Origin of the sequence: Bacillus sp. 522_BSPC, assembly GCF_001076885.1 — a bacterium.
Classification (GTDB): Bacteria; Bacillota; Bacilli; order Bacillales; family Cytobacillaceae; genus Niallia; species Niallia hominis.
In genome coordinates this window covers 38,628-60,686 of sequence record NZ_JVDT01000161.1, presented here as the reverse complement: position 1 = coordinate 60,686, position 22,059 = coordinate 38,628, and the positions used below count along the sequence as shown (strand labels likewise).

Below are 22,059 nucleotides of genomic sequence, written 5' to 3'. Positions count from 1 at the left end.
CACTTTCCTCTTTTTTACTATTTGTAAATAAATAGGGTACTTCTTGTTCCACTTGTTCCGAACCGTAGATTTTCCTTTTGATTACTAGCTTTGGGGAAAGAACCAGTATGAGAACAAGGTAAGGTACAACTAGCTTTGTTCCTCGACTCGGGAATAAGCTCGTTGCTTTCCATAGATAGGAAAATTGATTGTTCCGTTCTTGTTCCCGGTGTACTTGTTCCACCCACTGATCTTTCTCATAATGGCACCGATGGCATAAGAATCAGATGTTCTCATTGAGGATGCATCTTTTCCAAAACATTCACACCAAATCTCCATATTGCAGACAAGGGTTCTTTTTACTGTTCCAACACGGGTTCCGCCGCCAAATTCGCTACCGCCGAGGAAATTTCTACGTTCGTATAAAGACATAGTGTCCCAATCATCCGGCAAAAGAGTATCCAGATAGGTACGAACCAATCCTTCTCGTTCATCTGTTTCCATGGCATCTGCCTGCTCACTAGTTGCCATGGATGCATCATCACCTTCAAGGTAGAGTTTTTCGCCTTTCTCATATAGCACTAGTGTCTCTGCCCAAATCTGCTGTACTTCCTCTTTAGTCATCTGCCAAGCTTTCTTTTTACCATTACCGCTAATACGGACTGGCCAGAATCTTCGATTGCCAGTTATATCTCGAAGAAACCCGCTTTCTGCATTTGTTGAACCTACAATCACACACTGACGGGGATGGCTTTCCACATTGACTCCATAACTTGCCCGGTACTTATCATCTGCCCTCGAAATAAAAGACTTCACAATTTCCACATCCGTCTTACGCATACCAGCAAGCTCACCCAGTTCCAATAACCAATATCCCTGAAGTTTCTCAGCTCCGGATTTATCTTTCATGTCCGTAATGGTCAAACTATCTGAAAACCAATCTCCAGCAAGTTTTGCAAAGAAGGTTGACTTACCGATACCTTGAGGACCGTTTAAGATAAGGACACTATCAAACTTTGTGCCTGGTCTATAAATGCGGGCTACCGCTGCAACCATCGTTTTGCGGATGACTGCTTTTGCATAGGAATTATCTGTTGCACCGAAATAATCAATTAATAGATTATCTACTCGCCTAATTCCATCCCATTTTGGCAGGGAGTCCAGATACTCCTTAACAGGATGGTAGGCTCGTTCTGACGCTACAGCTAACACAGCATCCTTGGTCTTGGTAGGTGAATAAACTCCGTATTTGCTGCTTAAATACACTTTAAGAAGTGCATTATCTGAATCATTCCAACCCGCCTTGATCTGTTCCCAAGGCAGGCCACCTTTGGCATCAATACCATCACGGTGGCAATTAAAAGCTATATGCTGTAATTCCTTGTCATGACGAATAATCAAAACGATGTTGTCTAGAGTGTCTTTTATTCGGCCTTGCTTATCCAATTCCAAAGCTGTCTGCCAATCCTCATCACTAAACTCCTCTTCAGCCTGTGCCTGTCTTTCCTTAGAAAACTCAGCTTTTACTCTTTCATCTTTTATAGCAAACTCGCACATTGCCACAAAAGATGGCATCTTACCAGGAGCTGTAGTGGTAGAAGCTTTATCATCTAAAGAACCGAATTTATGAATACGAACGAGATCAAAAGCATTGAGGAGTAATCCACTTGCTGGGTCTGTAGCATGATGGCTGTATGCGAATTTATCATCGTAGATAATCACACCGGCACTACTATCAGCTGGAATATAATCGTATCGCCCTTCCATAGCAGAAGGTGCATAAACTGCACCTAAGAATTTCTCAATTGCTTCACGAACGGAGTAGGCACGACAGAATGTTCCTACCACACCTTCCTTTAAAAGCGGGTCTGCTTGCTCTTTAAGACTGCGATTTATAACTTCAGACTGCCTGCTTGATACTGGCCATGTTGATGTATCCCGCCAGTTTTGATATTTTGAAAGATAAACATCAGGGTCAAGCAATTCTCCATCCTGCTCTTCATAGACAAATTCACCATTAGAGGAAGTGGATGGCCAATACATAAGGCGATGGGCTTCATAAGTTGTATCATCGAAAAGATCTATGCCGATTTCTTTTGCCACCATACGTCCAACGGCTGCGTATTCTTCTTCGCTGATTTCACGAGCAAGAGGAACTATTAGCCTAAGTCTTGGATTTTCCGGTGTGTGCTTATGGGTGGAATAAACACAGCATTTGAAATCAAAAAGCATACTGATTTGTTCCCAGATGTCCGGTCTACCGTAATCCATATCAAGGGTAAGCAAAGAACGGCATAAAACATTGCCCTTCTTTCGCCTTCCTCCTTTTAAATGCCCTCCAACAAAACCACCCACATCTTTGATATCATCTTGTTGACCTCTTTTTAATTTCCGATATTCTTCTACTGTTTCCGTAGTACGTTGTGTTGTCTTTACTCGGGCACAAAAATCCTCCCACGAGATATCTTTGTTTTTCCATTTCTTGTCCATCCGGCTGTTGCCCACAGCGATTTTCATAAGCTTTCGACCTCCTCATGCTCTGGACTAAAATATCTGACCGTTTGTCTGCGTTTCTTGGCTACTTCAATCTCCCTTGCCATACCGCTTGAGATGGTATTGCCTAGCACCCAAACCTCGGAGCATTTGCCCATAAGCACGATGTCCATAAATATGGCAAGTTCCCGTTCCTCTGGATTTTCATCATCCATAAACTGTGGAAACATAAGGTGGGGAGCAATCGGAATACAGTTTTGGTCTAATGCAAACCTGCAAAAACTGCGAGCCTTTTTAATGTTTCCTTCTACATCACCGGAATAGGGAGAACAAATATATACAAGTGGCTTAAAGGCAGATTTTTTCTCTGCCTTTTTCTTTCTTATTATGTTGGTCAGTGCCTCATGGGGAGTTGGGTCATGGTATCCTTCATGATTGAATTTATCAATTCCCATTACACACCCTCCATTTCTATCTGCGGCAAAATACCATCTGCCTTCAACAGTTCGTAAATGAAGAGTCTGCCTTTTTGAGTCCAATATGTATGGACTTTTGTATGCAGTTCACCGTTACTACCAATGTAGCTATGTGTCTTGGTGCTGGTATACCCTTTTTCTGCATACTTCTGATATAAAAGCCAGATACCACCTTGTTTAAATTGGATGCCCTTTTTATTAAGATAGCGGTTCATCCAAATAGCTGACTTGCCGTAATCTTTGGCAATTGCTGATGTAGAAATGAGGTCTTTGCAATTTAAAACCACATCATAATAGGAGACTTTTGGTTTCATTTCTGCAATTTGCTGATTCTGAACAGCAACCGTACCTTCAAGCACTTTATTTTGTTTCCTTACTTGAGTTAGCTGTTGATTGGCAATCTGTAGTGCCCTTGCCATGATTGCCTCTGGTGAATTCCATCTTCTTTCTATTTCAAGAAAGTATTGGCGACACTCTTTCCCTTTTGGAGTACGCTGTATCATGCATAGCTCTTTTGCCATGTCAATTGTTATTTGGTGGTCAACAGCTGGTCTTCCACCTGTACTTTCCGACAGAAATGTCGAAAAGTCCGTACCCTCCACAAATCCATACTCACACATTCTTGGAAACCATTTATCATAGGGTGTTTTCACTTCCAAAACTGCATGCAAATCACGGCCAAGCACTGTGGGGCGGTCATTTTCATAATTGATTCTTACTAATTCGTCCATACGAATTACCTCCTGCAATATAGTCAGAGAGGAAACCCCTCTACCTAATAGCCACAGGAGGTAATGAATGTTGAGGATTTTGAAAAAATAAATTATACATCCGGATTTTTGTTCGAAATTTGTGTATGTAAAATAGATTTAAAAGCTGATTCAGTAATTTTCTACTTTTACAAACGGACTAGATTGATGAACAAAAAATGGTAACGTAAACTGTAATAGGCCTATAGGATTTGGAGCTAATAAGAGAAGAGGAAAACAATCATTTTGGTATCATATTTTATCTATGACCTGGATGAGTAAGGTTGGTAGAGCCTCGAGGAGAATCAATTAAAATAAAAAATACAGAGCGAGAAATTCTCACTCTGTATTTTTTATTTTACATCATTCACTTATTGCTTTTACTTGATGTTATTTTACGAGTGGCTAAAGCTATGATTCCACCAACTGCAATAAATACAATGTCCAAAACGATTTCAAACCCTTGAAACGCATCAATATAATTTACTAAAAACCAACTTTTTCCCCCATTAGTCAAATGATTGATTAATCCGCCTATTCCCTGAATAATAAAAAGTAGACTGAGACCACTGATAATTTCTTTCATGATGAACACCTCTTTAATATTTTTTCTAATTTAATATGCCTCTAAGACCGATATTAAAAAAAACTGCACCTATGACTCCTGTCGCTACCAAGAGTGAAGAGATTGGAGCTTCATTTAATTTTGACCTGATTTTAATAAGAAATTGTTGCAATCTTTCTTTAAATATAATATTAACCCCTAACAGTAATAGAGAAGGAAGCACCATTACTAGATTGTATCCAATTATAATTAAGATAGCAGGTGTAGTCTCAATTGTTTGATGATTCATTAAAAAGATTGAATAAAAGTAAGGCAATGCCGTTACAAATTCAATTAGGAAAACAATGATTCCTAGTATAATCATCCCTTTAATTGTTGTATTTTTGGGGATAAATGAAATTAAACGTTTTTTTGTAGTCTCTTTTGGTTTACTGAAGCTTATTAGAACAAGAACTGCTCCAAGTAGGATATAAAACCAATTGATAAAGTCAAACTGAGACAATTGTTCTATTCTCTTCAATAATGAATTTCCACCAAAGTAGAGTAATAAACCCGTGATGAAATAGCCTAACTGCGTGATGAATAAAAACACAAATAAACGAGAAGATAACTGATTCGGTTGTGTCAGTAATAAATAGGCTGTTACAGTCAGTACACCGGGACTTAAAATATCAATTAAAGCACACAAAGAAATAATCAATAATGCTGAAGAAATGTCTAATGATGAAGAAGGCATCAATGCTTCAATAGTTTCGATCAAACAAACTAGTCCTCCTTTAAATGTTGTGGTATTATCTATTTAACACATCGTGCTATAAAAAGATAATAACACACTGTGCTAAATAAAGGAAGTGATTTTTATAATGCCAAAAATTGTTGATCATGATGAAAAGCGCAAACAAATTGCTGAGGCTGCATGGAATATTATTAGGAAAGAAGGGGTTGAGAAAGCGTCTATACGAAGAGTTGCAGCTGAGGCAGGGATGTCTTCTGGTGCGTTAAGACATTATTTTTCAACTCAAGATGAAATGTTATTATTTATTATGAATTACTACTTAGAAGAAGGGAAAAAACGTTCTCAAAATAAAGAATGGTCAGAAAACCCAGTGCAGGCAGTAGAAGAAGTTTTATTAGAGCTAGTACCAATAGATGAAGAAAAGAAAATTGAAACGAGTGTTTGGTGGATTCTTGCATTACGTTCACTTACAAGTGATACAATAAAGGACAAAAAAGATGAAATGACGGACGGTACATATGAATTAGCAAATTCAATGATTGAAATCTTAGCTCTAAAAGGCGTATTATCAGATTCAATGAATGCAGAATTAGAAAAGAGTAGGTTAACGGCATTAATAGAGGGATTGTCGATTCATGCTTTATTAAGACCTGATGTATACTCTCCAGAAAAGGTGAAGGAAGTTATTCGTTATCATTTAGAGACACTCTGCAATAAAATCAATTAAGCTAATCGGTCGATGTATCAATTATTGTCCCATTTGTTTTTAATAGATTTAGTCTTACCCCTTGATTTATTATTAACTTGGCTCTGTTAAATTTAATTGTTGTTTTTTAAATAAATAATTGGGGGAACTTGATTTATTGTGGTTCCCCCATTTTAGGTATAGTAAGAGAAATATGTATTTACAACAATAAGGAATATACACAATTTTATGCAAGATAGCGAAAATACCCATCAAGTACAAATACAGTTGCATCAACAATTTGAGCCATCTGTATAAAATACGGTATAAACAATGTTCACAAGAAAAGGCACGAAACGATGTTAAATCAACGTTCGTGCCTTTTTAAACTGTCCCTAAACTTTGATTTGGGAACGTTATTTTGAATACGGATGATTTAAAAGGCTTGAAAAAAGACCGTCCAGACGGTATTATAGAGATTGGAGAAGGAGGTTTTGTATGAGTCAAAAAGCAAAAGAAAAACGCGAAACACTAATAAATAGTGCAATTCAATTATTGCAAGAAGAAGGTGTAAATGCTCTAACACTTGATGCTGTTGCAAAAAAAGCGAACACAAGTAAGGGTGGGCTACTGTATCATTTTCCAAATAAACAAGCATTGATTGAAGGCATAGTGCAAGATATTTACGAAAAGTTTTCGGAGGAATTCTTTATTCTAGTTGAAAAAGAAACAAGAAATCGTTATACAAAAGCATTCATTGAGTTATGCTTCAATGATTTAAGTAAACACAGCGACTTATATGTTGGTTCGATGGAGGTACCATTTTTAGAAAATAAACAGGTGCAGGACATTTACCAAAACATCCTAGAACATTTGAAAAAAGATGAATTAGATGAGACAACAATCAATTTAATTCGTCTAACAATCGATGGTGTTTATTACAACAAATTTTCAACAATCGCACCCTTAACAGCGGTCGAAATGGATGAAATCAAGCAAAAATTATACCGTTTAGCAGAAGGAGAATAAGGAAATGACATATGTTTTATTAGGTATTGCAATTCTTTTTGAAGCCTTTGGAAGTGCGATGTTAAAAGTGACAAGTATGACAAAGAACTATGGTCCATACATTGGTGTTGCAGTTGGCTATGCAGCAGCGTTTTATTTTCTATCTTTAACTTTAAAAGAACTTGAGATTGGTGTAGCATATGCCATTTGGTCAGGGGTCGGTACAACTTTAGCTGCTACGATAGGTGTCGTCATATTTAAAGAAGGATTTGACAGAAAAAAACTAATTGGTATTGCAATCATCATTTTAGGTGTTGTACTGCTAAATTTAAGTAAGTAAGGGGTTGTATTCGTGGCAAAATATATATATTTAGTATTAGCGATTGTTACAGAGGTATTTGGCACAACAATGATGAAATATTCAGAAGGATTTACAGTCTTATTACCATCAATAGGCTCAGTTGCTGGTTATTTATTATCATTCACATTTTTAGGGTTAACCTTACGAGGAATGTCGCTAAGCGTTGCTTACTCGGTGTGGGCGGGTGTAGGTACAGCTCTTACAGCCTTTGTTGGATTCCTTATTTGGGATGAACCATTAGGATTGTTAAAGGTGTCTGCGATTCTACTAATTATCGTGGGCGTTGTGATTTTAAACTTTTCAAATCAAGAGGAACCAGTTGTAAAATCAAGTTAAATAAAAATCACAGTAGCACTCTACCTTTTGAAATTGAGAGCTATTGTGATATTTTTTTCTCGATGCATTACTAAAACACCTTCAAAAATATTCCCAAAGTGTCGTTTGTAAACTTTATTGTTTAACGTTGTAAATCCGCAAAAATTTGCCAGAACTCTATTTTGATTTAGTCACCCTAACAGTCAAATAAGCATTACATATTGAATTTCGATAGCCTTAAACTTCGATAGGTTTCTGTCATTTCAAAAACAAAGGATGTCAAAAGTAATTCTTTGATATTGTGTTTTGTACTTTCATTGCTATGACTATCTACTAATAAAAACCAAGCAAGGTAATTATCAAGGTATTTAGAAGCAACACCTTTAAAACGATGTATCCAATGTTTTAAACGTGAATGGAGTCCATTTACATTTTGGATATGGTATAAGCCTTTAATAACGTGTTTTCCATCGTCAGACTTAATGCGATAATGTTCTATCCCTCTTTCATCTGCATAGGTTTTATAGGCTCTCCAAGCGTCTGTTACAAGTACATTATTAGGTGTTAGTTTAGACCCAATCATACCATCAACTTTGGTTTTAACAACACGCCCCATACAGGCTACCTTTGAAACTGTTGCTTTTGTTCGGTCTCTAGCAACTAGAACACAGACTTGTTCCTTACTAACTCCTCTTAGTGTTGATTTACCGCCTCGCTTACGTGGTTTACGTTCACTAATGCCACGTTGACCTTTTTGAGAATACAAAAAATAAGTCTCGTCCACTTCAACGATACCATCAAATTGTTCAAAACCCATTTGTTTAAGAGCTGATAACAGCTTATGTCTCCAATAGAATAATGTAACCCAAGTAACGCCCACAATTTTTGCTGATTTACGCAAGGAATATCCTTTAAACATACATTCAACAAAAGTAATCCATTCATTACCTTTTCGAGTGCGATAAAGAATTGTATTTGTAGTATCCATAAACGTTTTACGACAAGCCTTACAGCGATATCGTTGGCGACCATTAACTTTACCGAATCGATTAATGTGTTCTGAAGTGCAATGAGGGCATTCAAAACCTTCTTTATAACGTACTTCCCGCATTTCATCGATTAAGCGACCATCAACAGTTAAAGAAGGTTCAACATAGTGTTTTACCCATTGAAACACTCGTTCTTTATCTGTATGCGATAATTTATCGATATGTTTTAATAAATTGCTAAACGCTTTACTCATCCTTTGGACCCTCCAAATAAGAATGTTTGTTCTTATTATAACTACTTTTTTGAAGGTAATCAATTTTCAACATCAACCTTTAACAGAGCCATTAACTTTATAGAGAGAGGAGTCAAAATCGGTTCTTTCACTATATTTCTTCAAGATTCGAATTTTAACCCTTTATTCCACAAAAATGGAGCGTTTATTAAACAAACAAGATAGCACGTACCGGTCATAAAATAAGTGCTATCCTGTTTTCATTATTTAAAAATTGAAGGTCTTTTAACCTCCTCCCACACGATTATCCGATTACCAATTAATTTAATCTTTTTGATAAAACTGACACTCATAGCCATCAGCACTGAGTAACAGACCATTCGCCCAGGTTGGTGTCCTTGCCATTTGCTCACAGACAGCAGAAATTGACATACCCATTTCCGCCTCGATGATAATTTCATCGTGTACATGGGCCACAATGGAACAATTCTTTAATGTCTGCATGGCATGACACAAAATGTCACGACTGATTGCTTGAACAATATTCTCTACAAATTTGGGACCGTAGCTTTCGATTCTTTCCCATTTCTTTGTCCCGCCGATACCTTCATAAGTAACTGACTCACCACCAAATACGTTCTCTCCCATACGAGGTTTTACATAGGAAAGCCGCCTGCCGGAAGGAAGGACAATAAAGAGCATTCCACTTTGATATATAAATTTAATACCGTGTGTTTCTGTAGGAGTTTTCTGCTTAACACAAGTTTTTACTGCTCGGTCAACATCCCACCACAGTTTTGTAATATTGGGATTGGATTGTCTCCAAGCCGTTACAAGAAGCTGAAGTTCCTCTTCTTCAATCCCCATCTCTAAAGCTCCCATTGATTTTAATGCCCCAACCGATCCGCCATAACCGAGAGCAAGTTCGGCAATTTTCCCTTTCTGACGAAGATGGCCATTCACACCATGCTTCTCAACAGGTACATTAAACATCTGAGAGGCACTGGCACAGTAGATGTCACCGCCGTTTTGGAATACATCTATTCTCCATTTTTCACTTGCAAGCCAAGCAATGACGCGAGCCTCAATCGCTGAAAAATCTGCCACAATGAACTTCATACCTTCTCGCGGTATAAAAGCAGTACGGATAAGTTCCGACAGTACCTCTGGGATTGAATCATAGAGTAAAGTAAGAGCATCAAAGTTTCCGCTTCGAACTAAAGCACGAGCCTGTTCCAAATCGGGCATATGGTTTTGGGGGAGATTTTGCAACTGAATCAGCCTGCCAGAGAATCTGCCGGTTCTGTTGGCTCCGTAAAACTGAAACATTCCTCTTGCACGACCGTCACTACATACCGCATTTTCCATTGCCGTGTATTTTTTCACCGATGATTTTGCAAGCTGCTGGCGAAGTTCCAAAACAGTGCCTAGTGGTTCAGGAGCCGTCTTTAACATCTCAGCAACCGCTTTTTTACCAAGGGTATCTGTTTCTAGCCCATTGTCGGCAAGCCAGTCTTTCATTTGTTGTACAGAGTTTGGATTCTCCAAATTAGTTATATCTTGCATCGTAGCCATTAGCTTTTCACGAGAATGTTCATCCATCTCTACAGCCTGTTTTACGAAAGTCATGTCAATGGCAATGCCACGATCATTGATTACCTGGTCGAGATGATATTCCTCCCAGATGTTCTCTGGTACTTGAAACTTGGATAATTTCTGTTGTATTGACATCTCGGATTCCACATCGCGAATGTTATATACTTTAAACCGCTCCCATTTATCCATGTCGTGTTCTGGTAAATTACGAACTCGACCACCATTAGATTTTGTAGGGGAGCAAGGTGTACAGAAATATTTGATGAGGTCTTTACCCTCTGTTAGCTTTTGTTTCTCCAAACCTAGAACTGCACCGACTCCCTCCAAAGAAAGAGGAAGTCCCATATATGCCGACCATATCATGGAACATTTCCAGGATGCGGGGTCAAGATATTCAGTAAGGTTAAGCCATTTTGATAGACACACACGCTCAAACATTGCATTGAAAGCCCACTTTGTAACGGAATCATCCATAAGTGCGTTTATAATTTCAGCTGGGATTTCCTCTCCGCAGGCAAGATCAACAACTTGTACTTCACCAGAATCTACCGAATAGCCAAATAGTAGAATTTCAAAATCATCACTCTCGGCATAACGGTAAACTCCAGACTTTTGAAGATTGGCACTACTAAATGTTTCAATATCAATAGAAATAGAATTCATGTATTACCGCCCCTTCCAATACAAACGAGGTGGCAGAAGAACAACCTCCACCACCTCGTTTGTATTTATTCTTTATGCTAGAAAATCATCATCTTCAATAGTTGTGAAGTCATCAGCTGCATTGGTTCTTCCGCCTAAAGGCTCTCCATCTCTTATCTTCTGGATGTTGCCAAGACCACATGCTACACCCTTATTGCCATTAGAGTTAAAAGCGTAGAAATTTAGGGATACTCTTGCATAACAACCGCTGTAAACCTCGTTACGATCCAGGATAGGTCTAACCGCTTTATCTACTATTTGGGGTGGAGTCTTGCTGTTGGCATTTACAAAGTAATGTCCTTTGTAAGCCTCGTCATCACGTTCTACGTCACCATCTCGAAGTGGCAGTTTAATAGCCGCCTTATTCGGCTTTTTACCACCAAACTTTGCAATGCCCTCTTCAATGGCTGCATCTACTGCTGCATTGATAGCATTGATGGTTTCCTTATCTGTTTTGGGAATCAATACGGATACGCTGTACTTTTCCGCTCCGCCATTGATGGATACCGGCTCCCAGCCGTGAAAGTAGCTAAGACGTGTGTTGACGCTTGTAACAACCTTAGTTCTGTTTTGATTATTCATATTCCAATTCCTCCGTTATTTCGTTAAATTCGTTTTTTACGTTTGATATATTCATAGCTGGCCGCTTATCCGAATTTGGAACCAGCATTGGCTTGCCCGGTGGTTTATGTATGAGACCACCGAGAATTTGCTCAAATTTCTTTTTACCCATCAGCTTCTGCATTTCCGTAAGGGTAATGAGACTCTGACGATAGATATCCTTATAGCCATTTGCCTTGGCTACTTCAGCCACAGCCTCTTCGTCTTTATATTTACGGATAGACCTGCCCTCGACTACCTTAAAACCGTGCCACTCTTTCCCGTGATTAACAGCAGCATCCGTGGCATAAGCAATGATTTCATTTGCCCACTTTGTAAGGTCAGACAGTTTAGAAAGAACTTCTTCAATTTCGGAGTCCAGAAGTAGGGGTGGCAGTTTAAACTCCATCTGTGCTAATTTCAGCTTTTCTTCAGCCCTTGCACGGCATTTAACAGCCGCTCGGCAGAAAGTACACCACTCACCGGTCAGATATTCACCTTCACCGTCATAGGCCTTTTTCGCCTTTGGTTTCAGTTCATTTTCTGCCCAGTCCTTTAATTCCTTTACCGGGATTGTCCATGTGCTGACATTTTCCCTGCGGGGTTGGAAGATGGTCATGGAAACCTCCTCGATATCGTACAAGCTATCGTAGATTTCTAAAGCACCAAGGGCATACAATTTCATCTGCGGGTTTTCCACTGCATCTACTAACACTCCCATGCCATACTTAAAATCGATAATATGAAGCTTTTTATCGCCAATAATGATGCAATCACCAGTTCCGAACCCCTGGGGTACATAGCAAGAAAAATCAAGACGTTGTTCAATAAGTATTAACGGGTCCGTACAGCTTTGTTTCGCCAGTTCAAGCTGCTCCATTACAAATTCCACATAGGCATCGCTGTGTTCTTCCATTTCATCAGAGTTATACACCGAGACTGGCCGTTTACTTCTCATGTGAAGTGCTTTTTTAAGTTTATGTTCACAGAGAGCATGAGCGGCGGTACCTTCAGCGGCTGCATTGGATTCACTATTTTCAAATTCCAGTTCCAATCTTGCAGAAGGAAGGCAATTAAGCCACCTATGGGACCCCGATGCGGAAAGTACTGCGTGATCACTCATTACCTAGTACCTCCTCATCTTTCAACATATCTGCATAATGTTTCGGGTCAACTTCGCTTAATTTAGAGCCACCGTATTTTTGGATGATTTCTCTCACTTGGTCAGTAAGACCAGCTTGACTCTTCTCAGCGAGTTTTGCTCTGACTTCCTCTAGAGTGATTTCCTTTTTCTTTGGTTCTGGCTCTTTTACAGTTGTGGTCGGTTCTTTTGCTTCGACAGGCTCACTACCCGCCATTGCATCAGCAACCGCTTGTATGCTGTCTGCCAAAGAGCGCATATCAGAAACCACATCAAGAAGTAGTTTGATTTTGCTCATGGTTTAATCCCCCCTCCTTAATCTCACTGATGGCGAGTTCCTGTACGGTGTCACCCGGAACAAGAATAGTCAGCTTCTGCTTATCACCAAGTAAGAAACGAAGGAAGCGCTCCCTTATGGTGACATTACGGCAAGTTACAATCCCGCCAGACTGTGGAGTTTTTGAAACACTGATTTTCAAGTTGTGTTTCATGTTCTTCACCTCTTTCCGAGAGCGTTTATGTACTGCCCTCTATCTATTAGCCGTGGCAAGAGGGGAAAGTTGAGGATTCTGGAAAAACTTTTTTTAAATTCTTCTTGGCTGTATTTAAACGGTGTGAAATGGCGCTTTTACTGACACCTTCACGCTCTGCATACTCAGTCATTGTCATGCCATCAAGATATACAGCAATAAAAGGTTCTGAATGTTTTGGCTTGAGAATGGAACGAATAATCTCACAGTAATATTCATAATCTTCCTTTTTAATTCGTGCCACTTCATGGGTATTATCGGGGAGATAGTCCATATGATCCGTTGCATCCTCGGATTCGTCGTCCTTACGGAATGGTTTTTTTGGCATCCCTCTATGTCTGTCAAATTTATGCCAGTTATTGTAGTCGGGCTTGTTAAAACGCTCGTCCATAATCTCCTGTGGTGAACGTCGAGTCACAGTTTCCTTATCTTCGGCACAGGACAGCCTGTCCTCATAGTCCATATCAATCATTACAGTGCAGTCCTCGTCTGGTACCTCCAAATAGGTAGGTTTGTTGTCGTACATAATTCTAATTTTCATTTTGCATCCTTTCCGCCGGACTGCATTGGCGGCAAAGGATACAAAAATAGGTCTGTGCCTCGAAGTACACAGACCCTTTGTCCTGAAAATGAGCGCAACAAGGTAAGGTACTTCTATTGCAACGCATAACAATCCTAAACGGACTGAAACGTAGCAATATGTATCCTTTGCCCTTATTGCAAATCAGGCATTTGATATTTTTTTGTAGACGAGGAATGGTCTAATTCTTGCTAACTACGAAGGACCTTTCCTTCATCTATCATTATTGTAGGTGAGAATTGGACAGCCTTGGCGGACACCTCATGCCCGTTAATTTCAGGCTCAAAATGACGCTTTTCCCAACAAAAACACCTAAAAACAACAATAAAAAAAGCCATACACAAACCCTTAAAAGGATTCATGTATGGCTTACTTAGTTAATAACTAAAAAGCGGACATCCTGTGTCCGCTTTTTCAAAAATATTATTGAATTTTATAATGGCTCTGCGCCATGTTCCTGTAAAAACGTTCTAATCTCATCCATCGATTTTGCATATAGGTGAGTTAATGCAAAGTTATACCAAATATGACTGTTATTATTGAAATTCAATGAAAATGGTGAGTTGCGAATTATATGACTGCTAATATTTGGCGGTAGATGAAGTCCAAGGCAAATCAATACAATGGAATTAATAGATCCCGGTTCCTCACCATTAACGATTCGTCTTATGGTACGCTCGTTGACCAATATTTTCTCTGCTAATTCTTTATAAGTTACTTTTTTCCACTCACGTACTATTTTGAGAGAGCTGGTATAGCTATTTGGCAATTCATTATAGATTCGCATTTCTTCAGCTATTGTTTCAGCTAGTAATTGGGCCTTCTTTTCTGGAGCCGCATACTCAAAACCATTACAATACTTTATATCAAAATCTATATTTGATGTCTTATCACGGTTGAGGAAACATTCAGTATAGTATCTTTCCCTACACCCGGATTTGACTGATAACTCGAAAACCAAGCAGCACTCTTCCATATGGGTTCGTGCGTAGTCAGTAAGTACCGTTTGTCCGAATATATCATGTGTTAAATATTTTGGATAGTTTAGCACAAAGTGAGAATCTACATATATATAACTTCCGTCTCTAACTAGAGCGGCCATTTCTGGATTGGTTATGCTTTGGATGGCAGCATCCTCGGCGCCTATAGAAAAGGTCTGATTTCTTTCAAGCGCACCCTTCTTAAATCTGTGTGGCTTGACGTAGCGACCATCTATATAAGTAAAAGTTCCGATTGCTTCCTCGTATCCAGCATCAATCATTCGAATTTTAGCTGCTGTCCGAGATACGCTGAAGAACGTTGCTAAGGCGTCAATAACTGGCTCCATTACATCTATAAGTTCAGATGTTCCCAGTTCTGAACTGAATTGCTTAATAAATTTGAACGCTTGGGTTTTAAACATAGCAAGTGGCATTTGTATCTTTGGGGCGAGGGCATTCGCCTGCCATTCCATCCAGTCAGTTGCATCTCTGGTATTGTCTTTTATACCTCCGACTACCTGACACTTGATTCGTGTGGCACTGCTATTATATAACCGTTCCAATTCAAATGCTTTTCTATGTTGGTCCCAATGAACACACTCATGCACAATAGTATTATTGACTGATCCCAGGTTACGAAGGAAGTAAGCTTTAGGATCCACGATTATTGTACGGCCACTCACATGGGTCTGTACCATTTCATCGCTATCTTCATCATAAAACTCTGCATCACAGTCGTGAAAGTATATCTGCCCAAAAACAGAGAAATCCTTTGTAATCTCTCTCATTTCTACTGTAAGGCCCATTTTTTCTGCCAACACCTGTGGCTCAACTGCCATTGGGTTTTTTAATGCTTCAGGGTAATGTCTTCTAAGGAAGTCTGTGGCAACAGATTCTAGTTGTTCCTTATGAATGATAGGGACAAGGGAGTCTGACATAGGTTTCGGCTGCTTATTTTTGCTAGTATACTCAGTTATACTAGAGATTGAAAAATCATCCAAATTGCAATCCAAATCTCCTGAGCATTCCAGCATAAACCATTGCCGACAATTTTCTGATTCATCATAACGATGATTTGATTCACGGACTTCGAATTCAGCTTCAACAGCAACATCAAATTCTATTTTCATGTCCGGTAAGTCATTAACAGATACGAACTTTACTTCTATATCTGATAACTCAATGCCGCCGATGTTTTGAACTCTGTATAGCCGTAAGTCTAAGCCATCGTAGTTTTCTTCGGTGAAATCCTGTATGGCAGCAAACATTTTATTATAGAATCTTTCTGCCACATATTCTTTAAATGAACGATTACCTGCCATACTCCCCCACATCCCCTTTATAAATGAAGTAAGCCTATATCCATTTTTTCATTTGCTAAATAGTGCGAGTATATCAATTCTGCGGGCAACTGTCTTATTTGTATATTCTGTAACCCGAGAGCATCTAACATTTCTATATTGACGTATCCCTTATTAATAATGCTATGTTGTTCGGTTGGCATCAAAAAGCAATTTTTAACATCTTGAATTCCATGATCATTAACAAAATTTTTATATGCCAACTGATATAGGTACTGCTTTGTAATATCACCAATTCCAGGTTGTCCCCGTAGTTCTTTTCCATGCTCAAGTTGAATATTATAATACTTAGCATCAAATATAATGAACTGATGTGAGTTATTCATCTTATGGATTGACACAAGGTCTGGGACGAGGGTTTCCCTAGCGGCCTTTTGAAATTCAGAACCATCTTGCTTATAACCATTCCACTTTGGCTTTTCTATTAATGAAATGAGCAGGTCATAAGGATTATATCCGTCAGATAACGAAATAGGCAGTGAACCTAGTGGAGTCTGTAATTGATTGTCCAGTACTTCCGCACACACCTTTTCCCATACTAAATTAAAACTGTTTGTACCAAACATAGTGAAACAATCAATTTCTGCAAGTGTGCTACTATGTGCAACATAGGCGTATAACGTCTTTAGTAATAACTGCTTTCTTGTATTAAACTGCAAATTCAATTCATTTTGTATGCGGTAAAGTATATAGTCTTTTTCTCCAAAGTCATCAAGTTCTTCATCGGACACTTCAACCGGCAGTATATCAAACAAATCCAATAAATCTGCATCTTTTAGTTCCCTAGAGCAAATACTTATAATAGATTCATGGAGTCTTTTAAAGTAATCAAAATCATCATTTATACGTTTTTGTGTAAACAGTTCTATGTAATATGGTCGATTATTACTGAGATAAGTAAAGGTCTCATTTATCGTCTTGTCCCACAGTATTTCACCCGAACCATTAGTTTCAATTATATCCTTTGTATTCGTATATGCACCATTTTCGTAGTAGTCATGTAGCAAGAAAATCATAACAGCAAGCAAGTTGAAAGCACTACTTTCACTGTTATCATTATACATACGAATGATTTGCTCTTTGGCATTATACTTTTCAAGAACTTTTATTATTGTTTTTAACTCAGTTAAGGGATCATTATTAGTTAAGATATATTTAGGATAGCATTTTAATACACAACCCCAAACGGTTATTACGCCAACGAAAGTAAACACATAAAGGTATTCGTTCTCACCAATTTCTACATCTGCAACTTCAATATCCTCTTCCAAAAGGTCTGACATATTTTTTTGAGAATCCGTAGCTTTAACAGCCTTTAGAACACCAAACTCTTTCAAACGCTTAATAATATCTACCGTTTTTTCTTCCGAGCATTGAAAGATGTCCTGTAATTCAGTTTGATTGTATCTTTTCTGTTCTCGGACAAACTTCGATATCATTCTGCACCGTCCCCTGTAAGGTTATTTGTAGGTGCAGTAGCAGGGAATTTATTGCTGATATTTTTGGCAAAGATAAATACACCCTTTTCCTCAAACTCTTTGCAAATAGAAGAGTATGTCGTCTTATCATTACAACCATCAAAAAGAGTCTGGCGTTTTTGCTTTGCTGCGTCATCAAATAAATACATGATAACTTTGCTCTTAAATGTGGCGATAAACTTTGTTGGGTCAATAGGCTCCGTTTCAGGAACGATTTTCCTTGACAGAAAATATGGGCCAAGCAACTTATCCTCATTCACTTTATATGAAAGAAGTTCAGTATTTATCGCTTTACGCAATTCATTCCACTCAACTATTCTCTTGTTTGCACCTTTACCTAGTTCAACAGTTTTACCTACAATTTTTTCTTCGCTATCATCAATACCTAAATAAGTGAAGTCCCATCTACGTTTGAATGCAGTATCCATAGGGAATACTCCTTGGTCAGCACTATTCATAGTTGCCCATATAAACATATTATCTGGAATTTTGATTTCAGAATACTCTTGTGGATTACCTCCTAATTCTTTAGCAAGATATTTTTTAATATCCTCAGATGTTTGAATAGCATATTCACTAACATTATCCTCATCACGGTCTAATAACTGAAATATATCACCAAATACAGCTGCAACATTCGCTCTGTTGATTTCTTCAACAATTAATAAAAATGGCTTAGGACTATCTGACTGAGCATTTTTAAGTGCTTTAACATACGTCCTCATAAATGGGCCAGGAACGTATTCATATGCAATTTCACTAGCAGGTTGTTTATTTGAAATCAGATTTACATATGGCCTAATCGCACGACCATGATTTCGTTCAACGCTATTATCACCACTAGCATCAGAGCCATCTTTTTTCTTAGTTTTAAACTTGTCATCACTATATAATCCTAGTAAAAGTGGTAAGCGAGTTAAATCGCCATCTTTAAATTTTTCATATAGCAAATCATATTTTTCTTGAGCCGTTTTATCATCCAACAGAACAGTTAAAACATCCCTCTCATCTTTGCTTCCAATCAGATTCTTTACTGAATCCACCATCGTAGGCTTGTAAGTTCCCACAAAGTTAGCATACGAATAGTCGGGATGGAAAGTCACACGCTCGTACTCGCCACCATTTTTAAGCAAGGTCTCCTTATCTCGATTTAAAGTATAACTTTTACCTGTTCCTGGAGCACCAAAGATAATTCTATTATGGTGGAAATCAGTTTGATATCCTGTTTTATATTTTATTAATTCAGCATTAGAAGAATCGGTAAGATAGTCATCATTGGATTCATGTGCAGCATCTGCCCCACTCTGTACTTCTTCATACTCATCAATTCCTACGATTTTTGTAGTACTTAGAGACAAGAATGTAGAAACACGTTTTTGATAATCGGCAAGGTTTAGATCCGGATCATTTGTAGAGGTAACTGTTCCACGCGAATAGTTCAAATATGGATTAGTTCCATCATTTAGCGAGGTTTTCAGAACTCGTAATGAACCCTTGGCTTCTTTATCACCATTAATGTCTACTGGTTCGGTGGTAGCTAAAAGTTTACGATAGATGCTATCTTGATTAAAAATTACATCTTGACCACTATCATCAAGTTTAAATACGGCTGTTTCTGACAAAGCCGTTAATACGGACTTAAGCAATTTATCTTCTCGTTCACTTGTGGCAACATTCAATCCCAACCAATTAAGCAAAACTTCCTTATATTTCTCCTCTGCCACAGCCATAGCTACATCAATAATATCCATATTCAAAGTAAAATGTATCTCTTTTGGATATCTCACACCACCTGTTCTCTCAGAACTAACAGGCTTAGTATTATCCTGAAAAACAATTTCGCCCAATTTCCAATACAGTTCAAACGCTACAATAAGAGCTTCCATTTGTGATTTTAATAGTTGATTGTTATTCACCGTTTGACGAAATTGATCATCCGAAACGCCATGAGCACTATACACTGGTGAAGAGTATGCAATAAGCTTATTCATGAGTTCATCCGAAATACGAATTGAATCACCATCTTGAACTGAATATTTTACTTCTGCCGGACGTCCTTCACTCTTCCAAATCAAAATAAAAAGGGCAAGTGTAGCTTTAACGTTGGGCAAAGATGACTTAATGCCAAGCTTTAAATCTATATCTTCATAAATTTCCATGTTTTCAGGCCTTTGCATATGCAGTATCCTCCTTATAGACTTCTATATCTTTCATAATAACCTGAGCAATGGCTTTAGCTAATAAAGGCGGAACAGCATTTCCTACCTGTTTCATTTGAGATCCTTTAGTACCAACAAAGTGAAAGGAGTCTGGGAAAGACTGTATGCGAGCCGCTTCACGAACAGTAATTGCACGATTCAAAAAAGGATGTGTAAACTTTCCTGATGATGGTGTATCAAACCGTGTCGTAATGGTAACAGATACTTCATTTTTTCTCATACGGGTCCAAGTACCACTATAAATAGATTTTGTTAAGTGCTCTTCTGGAAGAACCTCCTTGCCACTATTTGGTGGAATCAATGACAACCTTTCTAAAGCTAAAGCAGAATGATTAGTTGCAACGTGATTATATAAAATAGTTGATTCTTTTCTCAAAGTTTCTTGGTAAGAACTTTGTGGCGGGTTTCTATATTCTTGTTTTTCAGATCCCTCACCAGAATTCAAGTAAGCTAAATCACTTATTGCGTCCCATATTGTTACTTTACCTTCTTGTGGTGTTGGGAGTGAAGGGGCAACATCTCCTTGCTTACCAATAATTATCGCACGTCTTCTATTTTGTGGCACTCCATAATCTGACGCATTTAACACTCCCATGTTTAATTCGTAACCCATGTCATTAAAGAGTTTCTCTAGTTCCTTCTTAAAATACCCGCGTTCAGCAGTAAGTAAATTGGGGACATTTTCCATCACAAAGTACTTTGGTCGTACTTTCTCAACAACTCTCACAAAAGACTTAAAAAGGAAATTACGTTCATCATGAATTGTTTTTCTCTGACCCTTCTGCGAAAATCCTTGACATGGTGGCCCTCCGATAATCACGTCTATTTCCCCAAAATACCTTGAAAATGTTTTTTCAAAATCTACAGTTGTTATATCGGCCACTAACATATCCGTATTAGGATGGTTTATTTTATAGGCATCTGCTATTGAGACATCATATTCATTTGCAAATACTACATCAAATCCCATTTGTTCAAATCCCAAAGACATTCCTCCAACACCTGCAAATAAATCGATTACTTTAGGCTTCATTTTGCACCTCCTCGATACGCTTAGATGCAGCATTAAAATAATCTTTATCTAACTCAATTCCAATAAAGTTTCTATTATGTCTTTTCGCAGCTACTCCAGTTGTTCCGCTTCCCATAAATGGGTCCAAGACAGTATCACCCTCAATAGATAAAATTTCCACAAAATGTTCCATTAATTGTTCTGGCTTTTGAGTAGGGTGCTTGCCATATTTTTTCTCCCCATTCGGTGTAATTGAGGTTTCTATAAAATCATGGATTAAACGCCCTTCATTATTAAATGTACCTGTACGTGTTTTATATGTGAAGTATAGCCATGCTTCAGTTGAATTGACAAAATGGAGATTCATATTTCGTGGCATTGGATTTAACTTATGCCAAATACCTGTAGTCTTATAATAAAATCCACTTTTTTCTGCAAGCCTAATCAACGTTTCAACTTTAATAATTGCCATGAAGACAATCATAGAACCACCTTTTTTTAATACCCTAGCAGACTCCATAAAAAAGTTATCCATTGACTTTTGCCAATCATCAAAGTCAAGGTCATCCCAACCAGCTGCTCCAAAAAAGTTTTCTCTCATTTTTACAAGATTGGTATCTCTATTTTTCATAAAATTCCCTAAATTATATGGGGGATCGGTTATTATCAAATCAACAGATGCATCGTCTAGTTGCTTCATCGTTTCGATACAATCACCGTTGTATAAACGTATTTCTGCCATAAAGCTCTTCCTTCCAAAACTTATTCTATCGCACTTTTTCCACTCTTGACCCATTCATCAACTTCTGAAAGTTTAAACTTCCACTGCCGACCAATTTTATGAGCAGGGATATCAGTTTTTTTTATCCAATTTCGAATTGTATCTTTTGTAACCCCTAAATACTCAGAAATTTCCTCAAGGTTTGACCATTTTTCATTCATCTCATTCATTTCTTTCACCTCGGATATCAAACTGGTGATAATAATTATAGTAATCTATTATAACATAAAACCTATGAATATAAATATTTTAACATAAAATTGCAATATTAAATATGATTTAATGGTAATAGATATGAATTAGCGTTGATATATACTGTTTATATTAAATACTTATTATTTCAATTCCACCTATCATTTCGAACAGATATAGTTTGGACATTTGTTATTTATTACATCTATCCTATCTCCACACCCTACAAAATTATCCATCCTATCTCCTCAACCCTTTGCCCATTTCCACAGTCGATATGTTTCCTTAATAAATAAAA

General features: G+C 38.0%; 22 protein-coding genes. 4 read left to right on the top strand and 18 right to left on the bottom strand.

Going from position 1 to position 22,059, the window contains the following annotated elements:
- Nucleotides 1-129 precede the first annotated feature (129 nt).
- The 5 genes from ADJ83_RS13625 to ADJ83_RS13605 form a co-directional block, all read right to left on the bottom strand.
- The gene (locus ADJ83_RS13625) at nt 130-2,496 is read right to left on the bottom strand and encodes a virulence-associated E family protein (protein WP_048718000.1); all 2,367 of its coding nucleotides are present in this window, start codon (nt 2,494-2,496) and stop codon (nt 130-132) included.
- The gene (locus ADJ83_RS13620; RefSeq protein ID WP_048717998.1) at nt 2,493-2,927 is read right to left on the bottom strand and encodes a DUF4406 domain-containing protein; all 435 of its coding nucleotides are present in this window, start codon (nt 2,925-2,927) and stop codon (nt 2,493-2,495) included. Before ADJ83_RS13620 ends, ADJ83_RS13625 begins: the two co-directional genes overlap by 4 nt.
- Nucleotides 2,927-3,679 (bottom strand): phage antirepressor KilAC domain-containing protein, encoded by a 753-nt coding sequence (locus tag ADJ83_RS13615; RefSeq protein WP_048717996.1) that lies wholly within the window; start codon nt 3,677-3,679, stop codon nt 2,927-2,929. Before ADJ83_RS13615 ends, ADJ83_RS13620 begins: the two co-directional genes overlap by 1 nt.
- Before the next feature lie 385 nt (nt 3,680-4,064).
- Entirely contained in the window at nt 4,065-4,283 is a 219-nt protein-coding gene (locus ADJ83_RS13610; protein ID WP_000658732.1) for a hypothetical protein, read from the bottom strand.
- A gap of 25 nt (nt 4,284-4,308) precedes the next feature.
- A complete protein-coding gene (locus ADJ83_RS13605) occupies nt 4,309-5,022 on the bottom strand; it encodes a GAP family protein (RefSeq protein ID WP_048717993.1) in 714 nt (237 codons plus the stop codon).
- 103 nt (nt 5,023-5,125) lie between these two features.
- Here ADJ83_RS13605 and ADJ83_RS13600 point away from each other — a divergent pair, with 103 nt between their 5' ends.
- From ADJ83_RS13600 to ADJ83_RS13585, 4 genes are all read left to right on the top strand, one after another.
- Nucleotides 5,126-5,725, top strand: coding sequence for a TetR/AcrR family transcriptional regulator (locus ADJ83_RS13600; RefSeq protein ID WP_015926218.1), 600 nt, complete (start codon nt 5,126-5,128; stop codon nt 5,723-5,725).
- Between the two features lie 456 nt (nt 5,726-6,181).
- The gene (locus tag ADJ83_RS13595; protein ID WP_048717991.1) at nt 6,182-6,712 is read left to right on the top strand and encodes a TetR/AcrR family transcriptional regulator; all 531 of its coding nucleotides are present in this window, start codon (nt 6,182-6,184) and stop codon (nt 6,710-6,712) included.
- Nucleotides 6,713-6,716: 4 nt separating this feature from the next.
- The gene (locus ADJ83_RS13590; protein ID WP_048717989.1) at nt 6,717-7,031 is read left to right on the top strand and encodes a DMT family transporter; all 315 of its coding nucleotides are present in this window, start codon (nt 6,717-6,719) and stop codon (nt 7,029-7,031) included.
- A 12-nt stretch (nt 7,032-7,043) separates the two neighbouring features.
- Entirely contained in the window at nt 7,044-7,388 is a 345-nt protein-coding gene (locus ADJ83_RS13585) for a DMT family transporter (RefSeq protein ID WP_082169273.1), read from the top strand.
- 193 nt (nt 7,389-7,581) lie between these two features.
- On the opposite strand, the gene ADJ83_RS13580 is transcribed toward ADJ83_RS13585, so the two are convergent.
- The 13 genes from ADJ83_RS13580 to ADJ83_RS13520 form a co-directional block, all read right to left on the bottom strand.
- Nucleotides 7,582-8,610 carry an IS1595 family transposase gene (locus ADJ83_RS13580; protein ID WP_048717987.1) on the bottom strand — a complete coding sequence of 343 codons (1,029 nt, stop codon included), beginning with the start codon at nt 8,608-8,610 and terminating at the stop codon, nt 7,582-7,584.
- Nucleotides 8,611-8,913: 303 nt separating this feature from the next.
- Nucleotides 8,914-10,848 carry a DNA polymerase gene (locus tag ADJ83_RS13575; RefSeq protein WP_048717986.1) on the bottom strand — a complete coding sequence of 645 codons (1,935 nt, stop codon included), beginning with the start codon at nt 10,846-10,848 and terminating at the stop codon, nt 8,914-8,916.
- Between the two features lie 72 nt (nt 10,849-10,920).
- On the bottom strand, nt 10,921-11,469 hold the full coding sequence (locus ADJ83_RS13570) for a DUF2815 family protein (protein WP_001064737.1): 549 nt from the start codon (nt 11,467-11,469) through the stop codon (nt 10,921-10,923).
- Entirely contained in the window at nt 11,462-12,610 is a 1,149-nt protein-coding gene (locus tag ADJ83_RS13565) for a DUF2800 domain-containing protein (protein ID WP_048717985.1), read from the bottom strand. Before ADJ83_RS13565 ends, ADJ83_RS13570 begins: the two co-directional genes overlap by 8 nt.
- Nucleotides 12,603-12,926, bottom strand: a complete 324-nt coding sequence (locus ADJ83_RS13560; RefSeq protein ID WP_048717983.1) for an rRNA biogenesis protein rrp5 — start codon at nt 12,924-12,926, stop codon at nt 12,603-12,605. Before ADJ83_RS13560 ends, ADJ83_RS13565 begins: the two co-directional genes overlap by 8 nt.
- Nucleotides 12,901-13,119 carry a hypothetical protein gene (locus tag ADJ83_RS13555; protein WP_048717981.1) on the bottom strand — a complete coding sequence of 73 codons (219 nt, stop codon included), beginning with the start codon at nt 13,117-13,119 and terminating at the stop codon, nt 12,901-12,903. Before ADJ83_RS13555 ends, ADJ83_RS13560 begins: the two co-directional genes overlap by 26 nt.
- 46 nt (nt 13,120-13,165) lie before the next feature.
- Nucleotides 13,166-13,699: an RNA polymerase sigma factor gene (locus ADJ83_RS13550; protein WP_239687080.1), complete on the bottom strand. Its 534-nt coding sequence runs from the start codon at nt 13,697-13,699 to the stop codon at nt 13,166-13,168.
- Nucleotides 13,700-14,171: 472 nt separating this feature from the next.
- Nucleotides 14,172-16,040: a helix-turn-helix domain-containing protein gene (locus ADJ83_RS13545; protein WP_048717977.1), complete on the bottom strand. Its 1,869-nt coding sequence runs from the start codon at nt 16,038-16,040 to the stop codon at nt 14,172-14,174.
- 17 nt (nt 16,041-16,057) lie between these two features.
- Nucleotides 16,058-17,518 (bottom strand): LlaJI family restriction endonuclease, encoded by a 1,461-nt coding sequence (locus ADJ83_RS13540; RefSeq protein WP_048717975.1) that lies wholly within the window; start codon nt 17,516-17,518, stop codon nt 16,058-16,060.
- The gene (locus ADJ83_RS24420; protein ID WP_053094372.1) at nt 17,515-19,734 is read right to left on the bottom strand and encodes an AAA family ATPase; all 2,220 of its coding nucleotides are present in this window, start codon (nt 19,732-19,734) and stop codon (nt 17,515-17,517) included. Before ADJ83_RS24420 ends, ADJ83_RS13540 begins: the two co-directional genes overlap by 4 nt.
- Nucleotides 19,721-20,809 carry a DNA cytosine methyltransferase gene (locus ADJ83_RS13530; protein ID WP_048717973.1) on the bottom strand — a complete coding sequence of 363 codons (1,089 nt, stop codon included), beginning with the start codon at nt 20,807-20,809 and terminating at the stop codon, nt 19,721-19,723. The genes ADJ83_RS24420 and ADJ83_RS13530 overlap by 14 nt, the downstream gene beginning before the upstream one ends.
- Complete coding sequence (locus ADJ83_RS13525) at nt 20,799-21,530, bottom strand: DNA-methyltransferase (protein WP_082169272.1); 732 nt, start codon at nt 21,528-21,530, stop codon at nt 20,799-20,801. Before ADJ83_RS13525 ends, ADJ83_RS13530 begins: the two co-directional genes overlap by 11 nt.
- Before the next feature lie 20 nt (nt 21,531-21,550).
- Nucleotides 21,551-21,739, bottom strand: a complete 189-nt coding sequence (locus ADJ83_RS13520) for a helix-turn-helix domain-containing protein (protein ID WP_035198876.1) — start codon at nt 21,737-21,739, stop codon at nt 21,551-21,553.
- Nucleotides 21,740-22,059 lie beyond the last annotated feature (320 nt).